14 protein-coding genes and 2 pseudogenes are annotated in these 19,962 nt (G+C 47.6%); 5 read left to right on the top strand and 11 right to left on the bottom strand.

The features are described from left to right. Positions 1-15 precede the first annotated feature (15 nt). Positions 16-876: a hypothetical protein gene (locus BST99_RS12800; RefSeq protein WP_245916267.1), complete on the top strand. Its 861-nt coding sequence runs from the start codon at positions 16-18 to the stop codon at positions 874-876. A 91-nt stretch (positions 877-967) separates the two neighbouring features. On the opposite strand, the gene BST99_RS12795 is transcribed toward BST99_RS12800, so the two are convergent. Next, entirely contained in the window at positions 968-4,588 is a 3,621-nt protein-coding gene (locus BST99_RS12795; protein ID WP_245916266.1) for a metallophosphoesterase, read from the bottom strand. A gap of 36 nt (positions 4,589-4,624) precedes the next feature. On the opposite strand from BST99_RS12795, the gene BST99_RS12790 reads away from it, so the two are divergent. Further along, positions 4,625-5,830 (top strand): Pycsar system effector family protein, encoded by a 1,206-nt coding sequence (locus BST99_RS12790; RefSeq protein WP_105002142.1) that lies wholly within the window; start codon positions 4,625-4,627, stop codon positions 5,828-5,830. Between the two features lie 6 nt (positions 5,831-5,836). Here the strand turns inward: BST99_RS12790 and BST99_RS12785 are convergent, their stop codons facing one another. After that, entirely contained in the window at positions 5,837-8,212 is a 2,376-nt protein-coding gene (locus BST99_RS12785) for a GAF domain-containing protein (RefSeq protein WP_105002141.1), read from the bottom strand. A 227-nt stretch (positions 8,213-8,439) separates the two neighbouring features. Here BST99_RS12785 and BST99_RS12780 point away from each other — a divergent pair, with 227 nt between their 5' ends. Beyond that, positions 8,440-9,114: a hypothetical protein gene (locus BST99_RS12780; RefSeq protein WP_105002140.1), complete on the top strand. Its 675-nt coding sequence runs from the start codon at positions 8,440-8,442 to the stop codon at positions 9,112-9,114. Here the strand turns inward: BST99_RS12780 and BST99_RS12775 are convergent. Continuing rightward, positions 9,111-11,339 carry an acylase gene (locus tag BST99_RS12775; protein ID WP_105002139.1) on the bottom strand — a complete coding sequence of 743 codons (2,229 nt, stop codon included), beginning with the start codon at positions 11,337-11,339 and terminating at the stop codon, positions 9,111-9,113. The two genes, BST99_RS12780 and BST99_RS12775, sit on opposite strands and share 4 nt — an antisense overlap. A 156-nt stretch (positions 11,340-11,495) precedes the next feature. Here BST99_RS12775 and BST99_RS12770 point away from each other — a divergent pair. Further along, positions 11,496-13,231: pseudogene (locus tag BST99_RS12770) on the top strand (ABC transporter ATP-binding protein). On the opposite strand, the gene BST99_RS12765 reads toward BST99_RS12770, so the two are convergent. From BST99_RS12765 to trmB, 7 genes and pseudogenes are all read right to left on the bottom strand, one after another. After that, positions 13,228-13,560 carry a 2Fe-2S iron-sulfur cluster-binding protein gene (locus BST99_RS12765; RefSeq protein ID WP_105002138.1) on the bottom strand — a complete coding sequence of 111 codons (333 nt, stop codon included), beginning with the start codon at positions 13,558-13,560 and terminating at the stop codon, positions 13,228-13,230. The pseudogene BST99_RS12770 and the gene BST99_RS12765 overlap by 4 nt on opposite strands. 2 nt (positions 13,561-13,562) lie before the next feature. After that, positions 13,563-14,669: an NAD(P)/FAD-dependent oxidoreductase gene (locus tag BST99_RS12760; RefSeq protein ID WP_105002137.1), complete on the bottom strand. Its 1,107-nt coding sequence runs from the start codon at positions 14,667-14,669 to the stop codon at positions 13,563-13,565. A 40-nt stretch (positions 14,670-14,709) separates the two neighbouring features. Continuing rightward, positions 14,710-14,955, bottom strand: coding sequence for a NifU family protein (locus BST99_RS12755; protein WP_394335620.1), 246 nt, complete (start codon positions 14,953-14,955; stop codon positions 14,710-14,712). Between the two features lies 1 nt (position 14,956). Beyond that, positions 14,957-16,095, bottom strand: a pseudogene (locus tag BST99_RS12750) (P-loop NTPase). 75 nt (positions 16,096-16,170) lie between these two features. Then, on the bottom strand, positions 16,171-16,515 hold the full coding sequence (locus BST99_RS12745; RefSeq protein ID WP_105002136.1) for an MGMT family protein: 345 nt from the start codon (positions 16,513-16,515) through the stop codon (positions 16,171-16,173). Next, a complete protein-coding gene (locus BST99_RS12740) occupies positions 16,516-17,157 on the bottom strand; it encodes a LysE family transporter (protein ID WP_105002135.1) in 642 nt (213 codons plus the stop codon). Beyond that, complete coding sequence (gene trmB, locus BST99_RS12735; RefSeq protein WP_105002134.1) at positions 17,154-17,828, bottom strand: tRNA (guanosine(46)-N7)-methyltransferase TrmB; 675 nt, start codon at positions 17,826-17,828, stop codon at positions 17,154-17,156. The genes BST99_RS12740 and trmB overlap by 4 nt, the downstream gene beginning before the upstream one ends. Before the next feature lie 104 nt (positions 17,829-17,932). On the opposite strand from trmB, the gene BST99_RS12730 reads away from it, so the two are divergent. After that, complete coding sequence (locus BST99_RS12730; RefSeq protein WP_317046174.1) at positions 17,933-18,850, top strand: glycosyltransferase; 918 nt, start codon at positions 17,933-17,935, stop codon at positions 18,848-18,850. 118 nt (positions 18,851-18,968) lie between these two features. On the opposite strand, the gene BST99_RS12725 is transcribed toward BST99_RS12730, so the two are convergent. Then, the gene (locus BST99_RS12725) at positions 18,969-19,910 is read right to left on the bottom strand and encodes a sensor histidine kinase (protein WP_394335626.1); all 942 of its coding nucleotides are present in this window, start codon (positions 19,908-19,910) and stop codon (positions 18,969-18,971) included. Between the last annotated feature and the right edge of the window lie 52 nt (positions 19,911-19,962).

The following is a 19,962-nucleotide window of genomic DNA, read 5'->3' as shown; positions in this document are numbered from 1 at the left end:
CGCACTTGCTCTACGATGCTGTTACTGATGGCCTTCGGGAGTTTTTTGTCGGGATGTGCTCAGGAACCTCAGCCTCAAAACCCTCAGCTTCAGGTTTTGAGTAAGTTGCCTTCCAAACTCAACGAGAATTCAGGCTTGGCTTATTTTAAAGGCGAACAGGTATGGGTTATTGAAGACAACGGCAACCGGGATGAAATTTACGCCGTCAACTTCAGCGGTGAACTGGTCAAGTCGTTCCGCGTAAAGAATGCCATAAACAAGGACTGGGAAGACCTTGCCCAAGGTCCGAACGGAGAATTGTACATCGGTGACTTCGGGAATAACGACAATGCCCGCAAAGACCTGGCGATCTACCTTCTACCGTCTCCAGAAACCGAAAAGGGCGATAAGATCGAGGCCGAAAAAATAGCCTTCTCTTTTCCGGAACAAAAGGACTTTCCTCCCAAAGCCAAAAAGCGCCTGTACGATACCGAGGCTTTCTTATACCACCAAGGCTTCTTTTACCTGTTTACAAAAAACAGGACCAAACCCTTTAGCGGGGAATCTCTTATTTACCGCATTCCTGCGAAAGCGGGGAAATACGAGGCTGAATACTTGGGAAGCTTTGTCACCTGCACCACGGAGCGCTACTGCAAGATCACTTCTGCGGCACTCTCTCCTTCTGGGAAGCTACTTGTTCTGATGGGCTACGGAAAGATGTGGCTGATCGAGAATCCAGATTTCTCGGCCCTGCCTCAATCCAACTTAAAGATGGTCGATCTTCTTTGGCCTACCCAAATGGAATCCGTCTGCTTTGAGGACGAGAATACCCTACTGATCAGTGATGAACAGTCCCAATCCAGAGGCCGCTTTCTGTACCGCTATACCCTGAAATAGCCCTAGAGACCCAGCTGGAAGCCGAAAACAAAACGGGCTCCATCCGTGCTGTTAAATACGCTCAACTGAGCGGTAAGCATCTCGGCTCCTTCTATAAAAAATCCGCCACCGTAAGAATTATGCCAACGTCTGGAATCATCTCCTGGGACCCAGACTCGGCATAATCGACACCGGCGAAAATCCCCGGACGTATTGGAAGTAAACCCGTACGGCGTTTCCCCCAAATCCAACGCACATCTGAACTGTGCGAGAAAGACGATTTCCCACTAAAACGCTCAAATCGGAAGCCCCTCAATCCGGTTCGTCCTCCAAGTTGGGCCGATTGATAAAAGAGGTAGTCATCCCCTATGTTTTGCTGCCCTTGGAGTTTAGTCGCCAACACCACCTGACCCTGGCCAAGCAGAGACTGATAGAAGGTAATCTCTGGTAGGATGCTGGCGAAGTTACCCCCGTCACCTTCGATGTTCTGGTAGTAGGCCCCTGCTAAGCCAAAGACCATTCCTCGAGAAGGGAAGGCTGCGTTGTCCAGATTGGCAACGTGATAGCCTGCTGAAAACTTGACAAAGGACTGGGTTCTAGACAAGGGGTTGGCTTGTAAAAAGTCACCGATAAATCGGTCCGGGCTGGCTTCAATCTGGTAGGAATGGACTCCGGCTCCCAACCAGGTTCTCGATCCCAAATCACCCTGCCAGAGTAGGCGCGCCTCTCCTTGTAAAATTCGGGTACGGACCCGGTTAAAATCCAGATCAAGTTCTTCGTCATTATTGGGAGTTTCGTTTCCAAACCCAAAAAAGTTTCTACTGTAATTGGGGCTTGTAAAGCGGCCTTCTAATTCGAGGCCTGCTGAGCCAAAGACCCGGGTAAAGTGTCCTTTATACTGCAAATCAAAACCATTATTGGCCCAATAATACCCTGCACTCAACCGGTGTTTAGCCCTATAGGGCTTGTTGAAACCACTGCGAATAATCGCTGTATTGATTCCAACCAGCATGCCTTCATCCGGATTAAATCCGAGTAAGGGAAGTAACTGAAAACCATTGTCCTTCACCAAATCAGGACGGTAGGTGTTTAACAAGTAGCGGTCTGTTTTGTGTACCCGTCCAGAAGCCACTTTTTTGTAGTTGTTCTTTTTCGATTTTTGATCGTAAATATGAACCCCACGGGCTCTCTTGGCCACAGCATAATCGTCTTTACCCTGACCACCAATCAACCGCAGCTTGATAGAGGTAGGGTTCGAAAGTACTTCAAAACGATCCTCATCGTCCAAAGCATAAACCCACACTTCTTTGGTCAGTTTAGGGTCAAAGCGATTACTAAAAAAGAGCTCGTTGCCTTCTTTTTTGATGCGGTAACCTTCAACCAATAAGTGATCTCCTTGCGTACTGATTCGGAAGAAATCGTCTTTGTCGGTACCTCGAACCACCCCAAAGCGATGAAGAACCGCGTAGTACTCTCGGGCAGTGGACTGCAGCTGCCCTATGCGGTTGACCAAATAGGCCTGCCACTCTTGTTGGGTTTGGTCCCTCACCTCAACTGGAAGGTTTTCCCACCCTTGAGCGATGGTCTTGGCATCCAGTTGTTCCTGAATAAAACGGGCTTGCTCCTCCCAATCCTCCCAGGAGGTTCCACTGAGTAGAGAAATATCCAACGCAAAGGTCTTGGGGGAAGAGTTCAGGCCTCGAACATTGCGTATTTCTTCCTCAAAGCCTTCAAACAAGCGCAGAGAAGGAACCACACGCGTGGCCCAACCAACCAACCAGCCATTCCCCATTCGAGAAAAGGCCTGGTCGCGATCACGCGGAATTGGTTTATAGATTTTGCCGCCCTTTGGATTCTTGTATTCGGCCCATCGCCACTGGTCCGGGTGCCTATCCCAATCTCCTAATACCATATCGAAAAGACGGGCCCTTATGTAAGCTTTTCGGTCCAGTTGAAAATCTTCGTCTTTGCGGAGTTTTAAGATCAGGTCATCCGAACTTAATATCTCCTTGGCATCTCCAAAAGAAGAGCTGGTGTGACCACCGGACACGTGTTCCTCGATCATGTAAAGCTCATCTCCAAAATCCTCGACAAATCCTCCCAGAGCCGCGTGTTTTGGAACATAGACTAACTTCGGATTAGTGTGGTTGATTCCCAGCTTTTTGGCCAGTGGTGCTACCGTAAAAGGTGCATAAGGGTGAGAACCGGTATAAAAATCCTGAATGATTCCTTCGGTCACCGTACCCTCAAAGTCTCCGACAATGTACTGGTCTTTAAAAGCAATGGCTTGCAAGTAAAGCTCTGCGCTTTTGCGCAAGGCACGCAAAACGAATTGACGCCCGTCTGCATGCTGCAATCGGAGGGATTTGGATTGGTGTCCTCCTCCTTTTCTGACTGGAGTTAAACCACCGTAAAGTGTATCGAGTAAAGCGACCGGAGCTTCGACCTCGACTCCGTAATACTTGCGGTAGCGTTCACCCCACATCCCTCGGTGAAATCCACTCTTATCGACTTCCTCTGCACTGTAGACAGAAGCTTTTTGAGTGGAAGGAAAATTGGTTTGGGTAAAGCGGGAATTCAAAAGTGGTTTAAAGGCCTTCAGTACCTGGGTTTGGTACACCTTTTCTCTGGCGGTATTATCCGCTACAGTAAAGAACTCCACTTCGGTCTGCCCATTGGCGTATATGGATAAGCGTGCGTAGCCCCTTTTCCCTGTGGAAAAGAGGCTTCCTTTGCGCATAACCGTAAAGCCCTTTTTGGCTCCAGAGCCACTTACTATTTGAGGCGTATTGGCCTCTTTATTGTACTGAAGGGTATGCTCGTGACCAGATACCAAAACCACCCGTTCGGAGTACTGGGCCAGGGTTAGAAGGCGCTTTCGCAACTCCCAGTAGCGCGGATGAGACATATCGGCATTGGATGCCCCACTGCTGCGGCGCAGCAATTGCAAGAAAGAACCCAGTCCTGGCAAAGGAATACCCCCTACCGGAAAGAGGTGCTGTCCGGCAGAAAAGTAGCCCCCATGAGAGCCGTAGGTCATCAGCGGATGGTGCAAGGCGAGAATTACCGTTTTGTCACGGTTCTTTTTGATTTGGCTTTCGACCTCTTCCAAAAAGGCTTCGCGACTCTTGATATCACAATCGTCATTTATCCCCGGGTGGTTATTCCAATTGGTGATGTACCATTGGGTGTCGATGGCCAAAACAATCACCTGATCGTTCAGCTTTATTTTTTCGAGTGGACAGCCATTTTCAGGGGCAAAAATCTCTTTCTGCTTGCGCTTTTTCTCGAGATAGTCCTCTTGTCTTTTTAGGCCCTTCAAACCGTTGCTGTACCAGTCGTGGTTCCCGGGTATAAACACCACCTTGCCCTTGAAATCCTGAACGGCCAGGAGTTGAGCGTCTAGCTGGTGTTTGGCATCTTTGTAACTCTTTTTTGCTTTTTTAGGCATTCCGGCTGGGTAAATATTATCACCCAGATAAAAAACACTCCCCGCCTCCGCGTCCGTTGCGAGGTGCTCTTTCAAACTCTCCAAAACCGCATTCATATCGCGGCCTTCTTTGGTTAAACCCGCATCTCCTACCAGGTACATCCGGTGCAGCAGAGGTGAGCTTTTGGCGCTTTGAGTAGCGTTAGTTTCGGCCTTCCAGTTCGACTGACTGGCGTATTTGGTCTTCTGAGTAGCGCAGGCGCTAAGCAACAGAAGAGGTAGGATTCTGAGAAGAAACTTCATAAAGTGAGGTCCTATTTTATTTGTAATTTGCCCTATATGTTAGACAATCAGTCCGAAATTATTCAATTAGCTAAACAGCATGTGACCGATTTGCTGGAAAATCATTTAGACGAGCGGTATTTATACCACAACCTAAAGCATACCCAGCGCGTGGTTAAAAGTACTAAAGAATTGATCAATGCCTGTGGAATCACCGAAGAGGAAGGGGAAGCCTTGCTTCTAGCGGCCTGGTTTCACGACACCGGCTTTACCGTCAGTTTGGACAATCACGAAGAAATGGGCTGCGTACTGGCGGAAGACTTTTTATCTCAACAGGGATATTCAGCCGAAGGCACTGCACTGGTCAAGCGGCTTATTCTAGCCACCCAACGGTATTTTGAACCCGAAACCGAGCTCGAAAAAATCATCCGGGACGCCGACTGTTCTCACTTTGCCAAGAAAACCTATTGGGAAACCACCGACTACCTGCGTGAGGAATTGGCCCTACTCGATTTAGAGTACCATACTCATGAGGAATGGTTGGACGTGAACATTGCGTTTTTCAAAAAAGAGCACCAATACTATACCGAGTATGCCCGTAACGCTTGGCAGAAAGGCAAAGACAAGAACCTGAAACAATTATTAAAAGAGAAGAAGGCCGAAATAGAGATCGCCAAAAAAGAAGCCCTTAAGGCAAAATTCAAAAGCGATAGTCCTGACCGAAGTATACAAACCCTTTATCGGGTGACCTTAAAAAACCACTTGAAACTGAGTGATATTGCAGATACCAAGGCCAATATCTTGCTTTCGGTAAACGCCATCATCATCTCTTTGGTCTTGGCCAATCTCATCCCAAAATTGGACAATCCTTCCAACACCTACTTGATCTACCCAACGGTGATCTTTGTTCTCTTCAGTGTAGTTTCGATGGTGCTCTCAATTCTGGCTACACGACCCAATATCACTTCAGGAGAATTTACCCACCAAGACGTTAAAGACCGCAAGGTCAATCTGCTGTTTTTCGGGAATTTTCATAAAATGAGTCTGAACGATTACGAATGGGCCATCACGGAATTGGTCAAAGACAAGGATTATGTCTACGCAACCTTGACTAAAGACCTCTATTTCTTGGGAAAAGTACTGGAGCGCAAATACCGAATACTGCGCGTTACCTATAATATCTTTATGGTGGGAATGATTGTTACGGTGATTGCCTTTGGCGTGGCTTTCCACTTCTTTGGTCCGGACCGTTTAGCACTTTAGGTCGCCTTAATCCAGTTCCAACTCCTGCATCAAATCGGCGTAGGTGTAGGTCTGCTCTTCCCCTTTGTCTTTCTTGTAAAGGATCTCGGCACGGATCGCCTTTAATCCAGAAACTCCTTGTAAACCCTGGAGTTCCAGAATTTCGATCTGGTCTGTAAAGTAGCCCTTCGCCTTCAGAAAATGGATATACCGCAGATACTCCCGCTCGTCTTTCTTCTGGGAGTAGACGATGGAAAGCTTTCCTTTTTGGGTCAGACGCTCTCGGGTCCCTTTGATCAGGGCTTTATCGATCCGCTTTTTGATAATCTCATATCGGGCGTTGTAAGTCCCGTCTACATCAAAACGCTTTTCATCCATCCGAAAACGAATGGCCAAAGAGGTGCTGTATACCAACATCAGAGAGGCGACATCCAACTTGACCGGCAAATCCGGTTTTAAGGCGTAATGTGCGTTCTCCATTTCGACCATCACCTGCAACTGCCAAAGGCGAAGATTACTGAGGTAGATTGGATCGAATTTTTTGCTTTGCGAAATCGAACTTCCGATGTAGAGGTTGTGCTCTACCCCGTCTGTTTTGTAGCGCTCGTAATAGTGCGGAAACATCTGCTGCGCTTCCTCCTGCTTCTTATCGAGTAAGGACGCGAGCTTGCGGTTGATGCGCGTCACACTTTGATCGTAGTTGCGGCGGTGATCGTAATAAGACTCTGTCGAATCGTCGATATGACTGTAGTAGGTCTCAATGGCCTGGGTCAGGGCTGCATCTTGCCCCATCAAGTGTTCAAAAATAGGATTGATTTCTTCCTTGACAAAGTCGGCAATGGCCTGCTCACTGTTGGTCAATAGATTTTCACTGATCTCTTCCAAATAGCTTCCCACTCGGAATTGAAGTTCCTCGTAAATCGGTAACTGAAGGGTTTTAATCGCGAAAGACAGAATGGTCTTTATTTCAGACAACTGAATCACCAAATCCCGTTGGACCGCAATATTTCTTTGTTTGGAAGAATCCTTTATATCAATCTGCCCGTAGAGCGGGTAAACATCCTTAAAGGAAATCTCTTCAAAAACTGGATTATTCCCCTGTTGCTGCTGCTCCATAAAACGTTTGGCCTCTTCTTTAAAGCGCCAGAAGACCGAATCGTGTACCGTGGTGCACTCGTGCTGGATGATTGCATCAATGCGGTTTTCTTCCTCTTCAATGGAGCGCAATACCGCAGAAACGATAAAGGGCATCACATCATCCAATTTGATGGTGTTGATGCTATTGAGTTCGTTGGTTTTGGTCGATACAATCTCCAAAACCCCTAAGAGCTTTCCTCCATCGGCAATAGGTGCGAGGATGGCACTCTTGAATCCCTGTTCGTAAAGGGATTTATACGGTTGGGTCCTCTCTGACCTCTGGTAGGATTTCTTCAGGTTCGAAATGGCGTAGTACGACATATCACCCAGGATTTTATCGGCCGAATACTCACAGAGCATATCGTCACAATACTCCTTCTCTTTTCCGTTGAGAATATAGCTGTCCATCCCTTTTCCGTAAATGCGAAAAAAACGGTTGCTCTCTTCTTCGTATCCGGTAAAGCCCACCTGTATGTTAGGGAGGTTGAACAGGGAGCGGAAGGTTTCCTGGAAACCATCCATAAAGTCCTCGTTATCTCTCTTTTTACCGCCAATTAAGGTGGATTTGATCTCCGAAATCGAATGCTCAGCGGTTACGTCGAACATATTGGAAATCACAAATCCCTTCCCGATAAAACTGTTGGGTGGGATTTTCTTCTTCCAAAGCTCCAGATCTTCAAAGTTTTCGAGCAGCACGTCCAGGTCTTTCTTCCCTAACTTCTTGGCTTTCTTGGTCGGGATGACCTCCATAAAGTCAGCGTTATACAGTATGCGGTAGTGCTTCATCACCCCATCAGCATTCGGGATGCTGTAGAACATCGGTCGTTTAAAATCGATATTGAATCCATAGTAGAAATTCAAGATCACTACCGATTGGATGATGTAGTGTATGCCTTCCGGCATGTTCTGGATTTGCAGCTGGAACTCCGGTCCGGCCTCTCCGAGAATCTTCTCGAAGCGCTGGGAACTGTTGAAGGTAATATCGTCAAAAGCGACAGCCGCCGTCTTGATCTCGTTCTGAGTCAATACTGGGGAGAAGGCCTCATGGAGAATCAAACGAATCAGACCCTTGTGTTTTTCGAGTAAACTGAGATCCGAAAAACCTTCGCGCAACTCTGGATAAGGCTCAACTGCTTTCAAGATCCTTCTCGCGTATTTCGCTTGCAAAGGATCATCGCTATTGGCCTTCTCGTCGTAGTAGGTGAGCCATTTATTAAAGCTCACCAAATGCTGTAATGGAGATTCTCCTATAAACTTCGCTGCCATGGTGTACTTAGACGAATAAACGTACCTAAAGTTACAATTCATACACCAGATCAATCGAGAAATAACACCAACGGACAAAAACTCCGTTTAAGCACCTAAAAACGGTAGATCGAAAATTTGAGACAATTAACAGCTCATTTACAGACTGGTGGCTCGGTTTTTGCTAATTTAGATTTAGTTCAAGGGATTTTGCGCGACTAAATTTACCCTTGTAAACTGCAAATGCTATGAAGAGAATCATTTTTAGCCTTCTTTTTCTTGCCAGCTTCGGAGCTGTTATGGCTCAAGGAGACATCCCGACGACCAAACCTCTGGAGATCAACAAGAAGAAAAAATTGGATGCCTTGCCCTCCAGTTCAGGAACGGCTTTGCGCATTCCTTCTGTCCTGGACGAAAAATTGGTCAAGGAGAAAAAAGGAGTTTCGATGTTGCCGCAGAAAAAACTCGTTCAGGCGGGTAATGGCATGAAGATCGATCCCAAGATTGCCCAAGGGGAAGGTGCTAAGAACAAGCCTACCGGGAATGTCTATCTCGGAGACATCAAGACCAAATCCAAATTTGTGGTGTTGCATTTGCGCGATCACGGCCGTATTGATGGCGATCGGGTCATGACCATTCTCAACAAAGACATTATCGAGTACAACAAGGTATTGACCGGGTCCTTCAAGACCTTGAGAATTGAGCTGAAAGAAGGCTTTAATACGATTGAATTTCAGGCACTGAATCAAGGCTTTGAAGGCCTGAACACTTCACAGTTTGTCATCACAGACGACAAGAATCAGGTACTCTATAACAACGGCTGGTACCTTTCTACCAATTCCAAAGCCAGCATCATTGTGGTCAAGACGCCGACACTTGAGAATCCTTTGGAAGAAAAATCAGAAGACGAGAGCCAGAACTAAGGCTTGCGCTCCCCGGGCTTATAGGTTTCTACCGCGCGGGCTTTGACATCTTCCTTGTAAAAAGCGACCTCCTTAAATTTTTGATTGGCATAGCCTTCGAGTTGATCCTCAAAATGAGGACTCTTTGGATCACCGCTTTGTCCTCCGGCAAGGATGCTCTTGGCTTTTACTTTTTCCCCGAATTCTACCACGGCTACAAAGCTGTTTCCACGGGTACCGTAGATCTTCTTCGTCCCGTTGGTATAGCGTGCACCATAGGCCGCTAAAGCACCCCAGCGACCGCTGGCCAGTCCAATCGCTGTACTGGGTTTGTCGTCGTCAAAGGCCTGTCTCAGATCGCCATTTAGGCGTTGATAGCGGTTCACTTCTCCCCAAGGCTGAGCCCAATCTCCAAAATCCTCTTTTAATTGCTTCAAAGTGTTTGCAAACACTTGTAAGCGTTCTTCACGCGGACTGGCTTCTCCCCAATACTGCAGGAGTTCCATACTGCTTTTGACCGATTCAGGGCGCTCCCCTTCCCGGAAGTAACGGGTCCCGTAGGAATGAGCCAGGGTCATCCCCACTTGATCCACTCCAGTGGTAAAATCCCACTCTTCTAACACCTTGATGGCCTTTTCCATTTCAGGGTGTTGGGCTTTGTATCCCGGCGATTGAGCTTCGTAGGCCGAGACCAATCCGGGAATAAGTGCTTCAAAAGCGGGTAAAAACGGATCGTGCGCCAAGGTAATCAGACCGTCCAGGGTATGGTTTTTTCGGCCTTTCATTAAGGCTATAGCGTGGATCCCCCTAAAGTTTTCGGGAGCACGAGACATATAATCCGGGTAATCCTCCTTCTTAGGACTAAACTCCAAAGCGGCCGTAAAGGGGGTGGAGTTACAATTTTGCAGCCAACCATTTTGGGGGTTGAGTAAGGTTATGTGTTCCTCCACGGGGTGCAGTCCTTGCCAATCGGTTCTGGGATCACTCCCGTCTACCGGCTGTGTATAATCGAATTGGGTATCGCGAATCGGAATGTAATTTCCGTGGAAGTAAGCAATATTCCCTTCCGCATCGGCATAAACCGTGTTGTTGGAAGAGTTGGTTTTGAGGTCCATCATCTTGCGGAATCCTTCATAACCCGTCTGCTTGGTTCGGATGTAAGACTGCTGCAGAGCCGTCAAGGGTTCCCACATGAGCGCAGTAGAGGTCCATTGGCCATTTTCGGCATGCGTCACCGGGCCGTGGTGGGTTCGGTAAATCGGAAAGGCTCTTTCCTGAATTCCTTTATCGCTCGAATATTTTAAAACCACGGTATCACTCTCGACTTCTCTCCACTCGTCCCCATATTGATAGACGAGCCCATCGCCTCTTTCTTTCACCCTTTCCACAAATTCATCGATCACATCGGTGTAGGTCGAGGTGTGCATCCATCCTGTTTTTTCATTGAAGCCCTGGTAGACAAAGAACTGCCCCCAGGTCACCGCTCCATAGGCATTGAGGCCTTCTTTGCTCACCACATGAACTTCGCCCCGAAAATAAAAGGAGGTGTGGGGGTTGATGAGTAAAAGAGTGTTCCCGGATTCGGTGAGCTCACCCGAAATGGCAATACCATTGGATCCCTGTGGCTCCTTTAAAACCACATCCGGTGCTGCCGCTCTTTCAAAAAGAGCGACCTGTTCTTGCTCTTCCAGGTATTCGATTGGGCTTTGCTCATAAAACGCTTTGATCTTGCGGGTAGAAACACGCTCAATATCGCCCCCAATAGAACCCTCACTAAAGTAAAAGGGCATCCAGGGCTCAAAACGCGTGATCAGTTCGGGCTCTACCTCAGGATGGGTGTGCAGGTAGTAATTGATCCCATCAGCAAAGGCGTTGCACAATTCTTTCAGCCAAACCGGACTCTTCTTATACAGGTCCTTGGCCTCTTCTTCACTCATAAACATCTTGGCCCGTAAATCGCTGTAGAGCGCTTCTTCCCCTTCAATCTCGGCCAAGCGTCCCGTAGCCCAAATATAATTGCGCTCTACCCGTGCAAAATCGTCTTCGCATTGGGCATAGAGTAGACCAAAAACAGCGTCGGCATCACTGATTCCATAAATATGAGGCACCCCGTAGTCGTCTCGGGTAATCTTTATGCGATCTGCCTGTTCCATCCACTTGTCGACCTCGGTTTGAGGGGATTTTTTGACACAAGAAACAAGGAGCAGTAGGGCAAGAGGAGCAAGGAGCGATCGAAGCGTTTTCATAAAGTGATTTTAAGCCGTCAGGCAGGCAAATGAATGAGATGAAAATTACTCCCTTTCTACCGAAATGACAAACCTCTGTAGTGGGTCCGTTCCGGTTGGGCCTGCAATTCCTTTTCGGGAAAGAGGCGTACCTTTGCATTTACTTAACTCTTGAAAATGAGCAACAACCGCGTAAGTATTCTCAAGGCATTTCGCACCATCATTTGGCCCAGAAGAGGCTTGGTGCTGATCGGTCTAATTCTTATCGTTATCAGCCGGGCAGCCAGCTTCGTCGGTCCGATTTCTATCAAATCACTCTTTGATGAGATCCTCCCCAATAAGGACACCGATGAGCTCAAGATTCTGGTTTTGGTGGTTATGTTGGCGATTCTAGTGCAATCCATCACCTCTTTTCTATTGACTCGGATTCTTAGTGTTCAGGCCCAATTTTTGATCTCGGAACTCCGGGCCCAGGTGCAAAAAAAGGTCTTGTCCTTGCCTCTCCGATTCTTCGACAATACAAAGTCAGGCGAATTGGTATCCCGAATCATGACAGATGTTGAAGGGGTTCGCAATTTAATTGGAACAGGTCTAGTTCAATTGGTGGGAGGTTCCATCACAGCGGTTGTAACTTTGGTCCTCCTGCTACAAATATCGGTTCCCATGACCCTGTTCACCTTAGTTCCGATAAGCATCTTCGCTTTGATCGCCTTGCGCATTTTTAAGGTTATTCGACCCATTTTTCGCAACCGAGGGAAACTCAATGCAGAAGTGACCGGACGCTTGACCGAGACTCTTGGGGGTATTCGCGTTATCAAAGGTTTTAATGCAGAAAGATCCGAAACCCGAATCTTTGAAGAAGGGGTCGATCGCCTATTCCAAAATGTAAAAAAGAGCTTGACCTGGACCGCTGCGATGACCAGTTCAGCACTTTTTTAATTGGGGTTGCCACCACGGGAATACTGGGCTTGGGGGGTTACTACTACATCCAAGGGGAGTTAACTGAAGGAGATTTTCTGTCCTTTACCTTTCTATTGGGTCTGATGATTGCTCCTATCGTTCAAATGAGTAATATCGGAAGTCAACTGACGGAAGCCCTAGCCGGTTTGGACCGAACGGAAGAATTGATGAATACGGCGTCCGAGGCGGATGAAAGCGGTCGAGATCTGACCTTTGATCAAATCGAAGGACGGGTGCAGTTCAACAACATCCACTTTTCTTATGAGGAAGACAAAGAAGTCCTTCACGGGATCAACTTTGATGTTCAGCCTGGGGAAGTCGTGGCCTTGGTAGGGAGTTCTGGCTCGGGCAAAACCACCATAGCAGGACTAGCCGCAAGCTTTCTTCAACCGGATTCTGGGCAGGTGCTTGTTGACGGCAAGGACCTGGCTCAATCCCAGTTGTCCAGCTACCGCCAGCACTTGGGAGTGGTCCTGCAAGATGATTTTCTTTTTGAAGGGACCATTCGAGAGAACATTCTCTTTCCGCGTCCTGAGGCAACGGAAGAAGAACTTGAAGGGGCGGTGAAAGCAGCCTATGTGGATGAATTCACAGATCGCTTTGAGGATGGACTGGATACCCTCATCGGAGAACGAGGCGTAAAGCTGTCGGGAGGGCAGCGCCAACGCCTGGCTATTGCGAGAGCGATCTTGGCCAACCCTAGAATCCTCATTTTAGATGAAGCCACTTCGAACCTGGATACCGAAAGTGAAACCTTGATTCAGAAGAGTTTAGCCGAACTCACCAAAGGCCGAACCACCTTTGTAATTGCGCACCGCTTAAGTACAATTCGCTCGGCAGATCATATTTTGGTTATTGAAGGGGGGCATATTGCCGAGAGAGGAACACACGATGAGTTGATCGCCAAAGAGGGCCGGTACTACAACCTGTTCACCTACCAAGCGAGAATCTAGTCTTCTGGAGCTAGCCCAATTTCGAGTCCATCTAGTTCCGGCTGTACAAAGATTTGGCAGCCCAGACGGCTGTTGTCTTGTACATTGAAGGCCTCCGAAAGCATGGCTTCTTCGTCATCCGAACGCTCAGACAGGTCGACCGGGCTCTTGAGGATGTAGCATTGACAGGAGGCGCACATGGCCATACCTCCGCAGATTCCAATGGTGCCTTCCTCCGCCAGTTCGTAGGAGCGAACGAGTTCCATCAGGTTCATGTTCATATCGACGGGAGCATCAACCCAATGCTCTTCCCCCTGACGATCCACTATGCGAATGCGAATATCCTCCACGATTACTCAATCTTCTTTACGACAGCCTTTGGAGCTTCTTTTTTGCTTCCGTCAAAGCCGGTTACTCCACCAACAGTGGTGTACTTTAGCACGTAGCGCTTGTCCGGAAAGATGCGCTGATAGGCGCTCTGCACCATCAGGGTTGCTTCGTGAAAGCCACAAAGGATAAGTTTGAGCTTCCCGGGATACGTATTGACGTCTCCAATGGCATAGACCCCAGGCCGGTTGGTCTGGTAATCCAAGCTGTTGTTGACTTTGATGGCGTTCTTTTCGATCTCGAGACCCCAATCGGCCAAGGGGCCGAGTTTAGGAGATAAACCAAAGAGGGGAACAAACTCCTCGACGTCCAGATCAATGACTTCATCGGTATCGGTCTTCTTGACCTGAACACCTTCCAAGTGACTTTCCCCTTTGAGGGCTACGACTTCGGCGGGCGTGATCAGTTTGACCTTTCCCTCGTTTTTGAGCTGTTGTACTTTCTCGACGGAATCCAAGGCGCCCCGGAATTCATTGCGACGGTGCACCAAGGTGAGTTCTTCGGCCAAATCCGCCAAAAAAATGGTCCAGTCTAAAGCGGAGTCACCTCCCCCAGCGATAATCACTTTTTTGCCCCGGTAGTACTCCGGATCACGGATAATATAAGCAACTCCCTTGTCCTCGAATTGCCCGAGGTTTTCAAGCAAGGGCTTACGGGGTTCAAAGCTTCCCAAACCACCGGCAATAGCCACTGCAGAAGCGATATGCTTTGTTCCTTTATTGGTGGTGACCAGGAATTTTCCGTCTTCGAGTTCTTCCAGGGTATCTGCTCTTTCACCTAAAGTAAAGCCCGGTTGAAAGGGCTTGATTTGTTCCATGAGGTTGTCGACCAGGTCACCGGCCAACACCTCGGGGAATCCAGGAATATCGTAAATGGGTTTCTTGGGATACAACTCACTGCACTGCCCGCCCGGTTGTGGCAAAGCATCAATCAAGTGGCATTTGAGTTGCAACAATCCGGCCTCAAAGACAGCGAACAAACCAGTAGGACCTGCCCCGATAATCAGGATATCCGTTTCTATGGGTTCCGAAATCTGATCTGAAGTAGGTGCTTGCAGATGTTCAGTGGACATGTAGGTGTCTTTAAAATTGTCGTTTAAACCTGTTGTAGGCTTAATCCAAATTGATGACCTTCTCGATTTGTGGAGCGTACTTTTGAATGGTCATTTCGACCCCACTCTTCAAAGTCATCTGGTTTACACTGCAACCGATGCAGTTGCCTTTAAGGCGAACCTTAACCAGCGAGTCATTCTCTATTTCGACCAGTTCGATATCCCCTCCATCGTTTTGTAAAAACGGACGGATTTCAGTCAGGGCTTCCTCTACTTTGGCTCTTAATTCATCTGCTGTCAAAGTCATATCAGTTCTTTTTAACGGCAGAACAACCCGCCATCGTTGTAATTTTTATCGCTTCCGTAGGAGGCAAATCCTCGTTACGGCGAACCACTTCAGTCACCACTGATCGGGTCATTTCTTCAAAGGCCGCCCGAACAGCAGTACCTTCCTGAAGCGCAGCAGGTCTGCCAAAGTCTCCGGCTTCTCGTACACTCTGAACCAAAGGAATCTCTCCTAAGAAAGGAACCTTCAGGTCATCCGCCAAATTTCGGGCACCTGACTCACCGAAAATATGATATTTGTTATTCGGCAGCTCTTCTGGTGTAAAGTAGGCCATGTTTTCGACGATTCCGAGCACGGGAACCTGAATGGCTTCTTGCTGGAACATGGCTACCCCTTTTCGAGCATCAGCCAAAGCCACCTGCTGAGGAGTACTTACCACCACCGCTCCCGTCACGGGAAGGGATTGCATAATACTCAGGTGAATATCCCCTGTTCCGGGAGGTAAATCCAAGAGAAGAAAATCCAACTTGTCCCAGGCGGCATCAAAAATCATTTGATTCAGCGCTTTTGCAGCCATGGGTCCTCTCCAGATCACCGCTTGGTTGGGTTGGGTAAAAAACCCAATCGATAAAATCTTCACTCCAAAGTTTTCGACCGGAGCCATTTTCGATTTGCCCTCTACCTCAACGGCGATGGGTTTTTGGTCTTCCACATCGAACATCAAAGGCATAGAAGGCCCGTAAATATCGGCATCCAGAATACCCACAGAAAAGCCCATCTGGGCCAGGGTTACCGCCAAATTGGCTGTAATGGTAGACTTTCCAACGCCCCCTTTCCCGGAGCAACAGCCACAATATTCTGAATCCCAGGAATGGGTTTGCCTTTAAGGATATTACTGGGCTTCTTTTCGGGAGCCTCTACCTTGATATTGACTTTGATCTTGGCTTTCTCGTACACCTCCTGGTGAACAACCTTCAGGATTTCTACCTCGGTTTTCTTCCTGGCCTGCAAACTGGGGTTGCTGATCACGATATCCACAACCACCTCATCACCAAATACTTGAACATTTTTTACTGCACCACTGCTCACCATATCGGCCCCTTCTCCGGGGACGGTAATTTTTTGCAGTGCATCCAGTACTTGTTGCTTCGTAAACTTCATCTACCTATGGAGTGTATTAGAAGTGCAAAGATAACGTATAAGGGCTAGAATTCAGCGCAAATACGCGCGTCTAACTCAGTAGAGGTCAGGGGCCAACTCGGCTGATGGATCCCACAAGATTTCATCCATTTTCTGGACCTGGTCGCCTTGGATCATTACCCCTTCTTCTTCCAGGAGCTGCTGCATCACATTGGTCCCTCCAAAATGGTGTTTTCCGGTCAAAAGGCCTTGACGATTGACGACCCGATGAGCCGGTACTTCCAAAGTATGGCTGTTGTTCATCGCCCAGCCGACCATACGGGCACTGCGAGCCGCTCCCAGGTATTTGGCAATGGCGCCATAGGTGGTCACCCTCCCTTCAGGAATGTGCCGTACCACCTGATAAACCCGTTCAAAAAAAGAATCGTTCTTGCCTGCCATTTACATATCTCTATACATGATTCGAATCAGGGTAATGGCCAACAAAACAAGCATCAACAGGCTGATGATGTAGTTGCTGTTCTTCGAAAAGCGGTTGGTCCGGGTCTCCATTTTATTGAAATAGAAGGTGTAGAGGTAGAGTACCGAAAAGGTACCGGCACCTGCGGCCAAAACAAAGACCAAAATATCTTCCTGCTTGAACTGAATCCACCCGGTCTTGTTCCACATAGCGTGGATCCCGGCATAATAAGGGATGGTCAGAAAGTTCAGGGAAGCCAAGAGAATCCCCTTAAAAAAACTGTTCTTCTTGCTGCCTCGACGGGCCAGTTCTTCTGGGGACTTGACTTTTTTACTCCGCGCCTTGAAAAAGAAATACAGGGTAAAGAAAGCGAACACCACCAAGGCGGCCTTCAACAAAATATCGATAACATCCGGGTTGTTGTAGAGGAATTTCGAAATCAAGACCGAGATATAGGCCTGAACGATAATGGTACTGCTCACCCCCAAACTGAAAACTATGCCGTTCCATTTGCCTTTTTCGACACTGGTTTTAGCAGCATTCATATTGAGAAGACCTGGAGGAACCGTAGCCATAAAGGCGGCCGAAAAGGTCGCAAAAAACAGAATAAGCAAATGGGTCATTGGCCAGGGATCCTAAACTGGATGTAGGTTATCGGTTTCTCTTGTTCAAGATACTGATTTTCGTAAAAGGTCTGAATTTTCAGTGCTTCTTCTGGGGCTTCCCGATGCTGATACACATCGTGATTGGCATAGATGATTTCGGCTCCCTTGGCATGCAGTAAACCCAGTGTATAACCATGCAAGAACTCGCTGTCGGTTTTTAAGTGAACCAGTCCGTCTGCACGCAAGACCGCTTGGTACTTCTTCCAAAATTCCAAGCCGGTTAAGCGGTGTTTGGTGCGTCTGTACTTGATTTGCGGATCGGGGAAGGTGATCCAGATTTCGTCGACCTCGCCCTCTCCAAAAATCAGATCAATCAGCTCAATTTGGGTACGAACAAAACGCACATTGGTCAGGCCTTCTTCCAGAGCGGTTTTGGCCCCTCTCCAAAAGCGGGCACCCTTGATATCAATCCCCACAAAGTCTTTGTCTGGATGCTGGCGGGCCAAGCCAACCGTGTATTCACCCTTTCCACACCCCAATTCAAGGATCAAGGGTACCTTCCGGCCGAATTCCTTTTCCCATTTTCCTTTGTGAACGAAGCCTCCCGTGACTTCTTCCCGGGTGGGTTGGATCACATTCTGAAATCCTTCGTTCTCCTTAAATCTTTTGAGTTTGTTCTTGCTTCCCACTTGTCCACCTTCTTCTGGGGGTCAAAACTAGCCATTAATTTTAAATGCCAATTTCATAACATTTTCCGTACATGAGGCTTTTAGCCTTTTGCTAATTTGCACCCGTGTTAAAAGGGAAAAAAATACTCGTTGCTCCCTTAAATTGGGGATTAGGGCACGCTACGCGCTGTATTCCTCTTATCCATGCCCTTATCCAAAGAGGTGTCCTTGTTTACTTGGCTTCCGACGGAGTTGCCCTCCGCTTACTCAAACACGAATTCCCTGAACTACCTGCTTTTGAGCTCCCCTCCTACAATGTGAAGTACGCATCTAAAGGACAGTTCTTTAAACTCAAGATGATCTTTGATTCACCTAAACTGCTCGCGGCCATGGCCAAAGAACGACTTGCGATCGAGAAGCTGATTGTTCAGGAAGAAATCGACGGTCTCATTTCAGATAACCGTATGGGGGCGTTGAGCAGAAAGGTTCCCTCGGTCTTTATCTCGCATCAATTGAATGTGCTTTCGGGTAGCACTACCTGGATAAGTTCCACTTTTCATCAAGAAGTAATTCGCCGGTTTAAAGAGTGTTGGGTACCTGATTTTGATCGTGAACCGAACTTAACAGGTCGATTGGGTCATCTAAAAAATCCACGATTTTCGATACGGTATACCGGTCCGCTGAGTCGTTTCGAAAAAAGGGATCTGCCCAAAAAATACCCTCTCATGGTCTTGCTCTCTGGCCCCGAACCACAACGAACCTTCCTTGAAGAGAAACTAATGGTAGAACTCCATGCGTTTGAAGGGCACGTCTTATTTGTACGAGGGAAAATTGAAGATGAGAAGACGAAGAAGGTTATAACAACCCCTCGCGGAAGTATAGAACTGGTGAACTTTATGCAATCGGAAGAACTGGAGAAGGCTCTGAATTCCAGCGAGCTGATTATTTCTCGTTCCGGTTACACAACGGTGATGGATTTGGCTAAATTAGGCAAAAAGCCTTTTTTATTCCTACTCCTGGTCAATACGAACAGGTGTACTTAGCCGAGCGTCTGGAGGACCAACAACTTATTCCGTACTGCAGTCAAGATAGTTTTAGCCTAAAAGAATTAGAAAGAGTAGCACACTATAAAGGCTTTACTGGGCTGCAAGTTCAGTTGGATTATGATTTCTTATTCTCCATTTTCTCCAGCGTAAAAGAGAATTCAGAACCGACTTCTTCCTCACTTTCTACATAGATGCGCTCTCCATGGGCTTCCACGATATGCTTTACAATAGCGAGACCTAATCCAGAACCTCCTTCTTTGCGACTACCGCTCTTATCGACTCGGTAGAAACGCTCAAACAGACGAGGGATGTGTTGCTTAGGAATGCCTTCCCCGTTGTCCGTCACCCGAACGATCACCTTGTTGGCGATCAGGTTTTCTACACTGACTTCAGTCGTTCCCTTTTCGTTTCCGTATTTGATGGAGTTCACCAAGAGATTGGTAATGACCTGTTGCACCTTCTCCTGGTCAGCATAGACCATGACCGGTTCCGAATACTCCATATCGAAGGTAAGGCTGATGCGCTTTTTAGACGCCTTCATCTCGAGTAAATCAAAAACGCTTTGAATCACCTCAAGAATATCAAACTCTTCTTTATCAAGGTTCAAATCTCCGACCTCCAGCTTGGTAATCAAATCCAGGTCCTTCACAATGTAGATCAGCCGCTCTACCCCTTTGTTGGCTCTTTCGAGGTACTTTTCTCTTACCTTTTTATCGCTCATCGCTCCATCGAGCAAGGTCAAAATATAGCCTTGCACAGTGAAAAGCGGAGTCTTCAGTTCGTGTGCAATGTTACCGAGAAATTCTTTGCGGTACTCTTCCCGAATCTTCAGGGTGTCAATTTCTACCTTTTTGTCTTCGGCGAATTTTTCGATCTCCTCCGTCAGGGTTTTCATGTCGGTGGTGATGCTCTTAGTGCGAAAGTCGGTACTTTCTAATAGGGAAACGTCGTCGTAAATCTTTTTAACCCGACGGTAGATAAAGCGCTCTATCCGGGACTGAATGATCAAAAAACAGCACGAAAAACAGAGGATCAGAAAGACACAGAAAAAGCCCATGTCTACCATGCCGAAGGCCTTGAGCAAGAAATAGACCAAGAAACCCAACAGC

The sequence above is a fragment of the Aureicoccus marinus genome, assembly GCF_002954325.1.
Taxonomy (GTDB): domain Bacteria; phylum Bacteroidota; class Bacteroidia; order Flavobacteriales; family Flavobacteriaceae; genus Aureicoccus; species Aureicoccus marinus.
The sequence above is the reverse complement of the archived record's forward strand: the minus strand, read 5'-3'. Positions and strand labels throughout refer to the sequence as shown.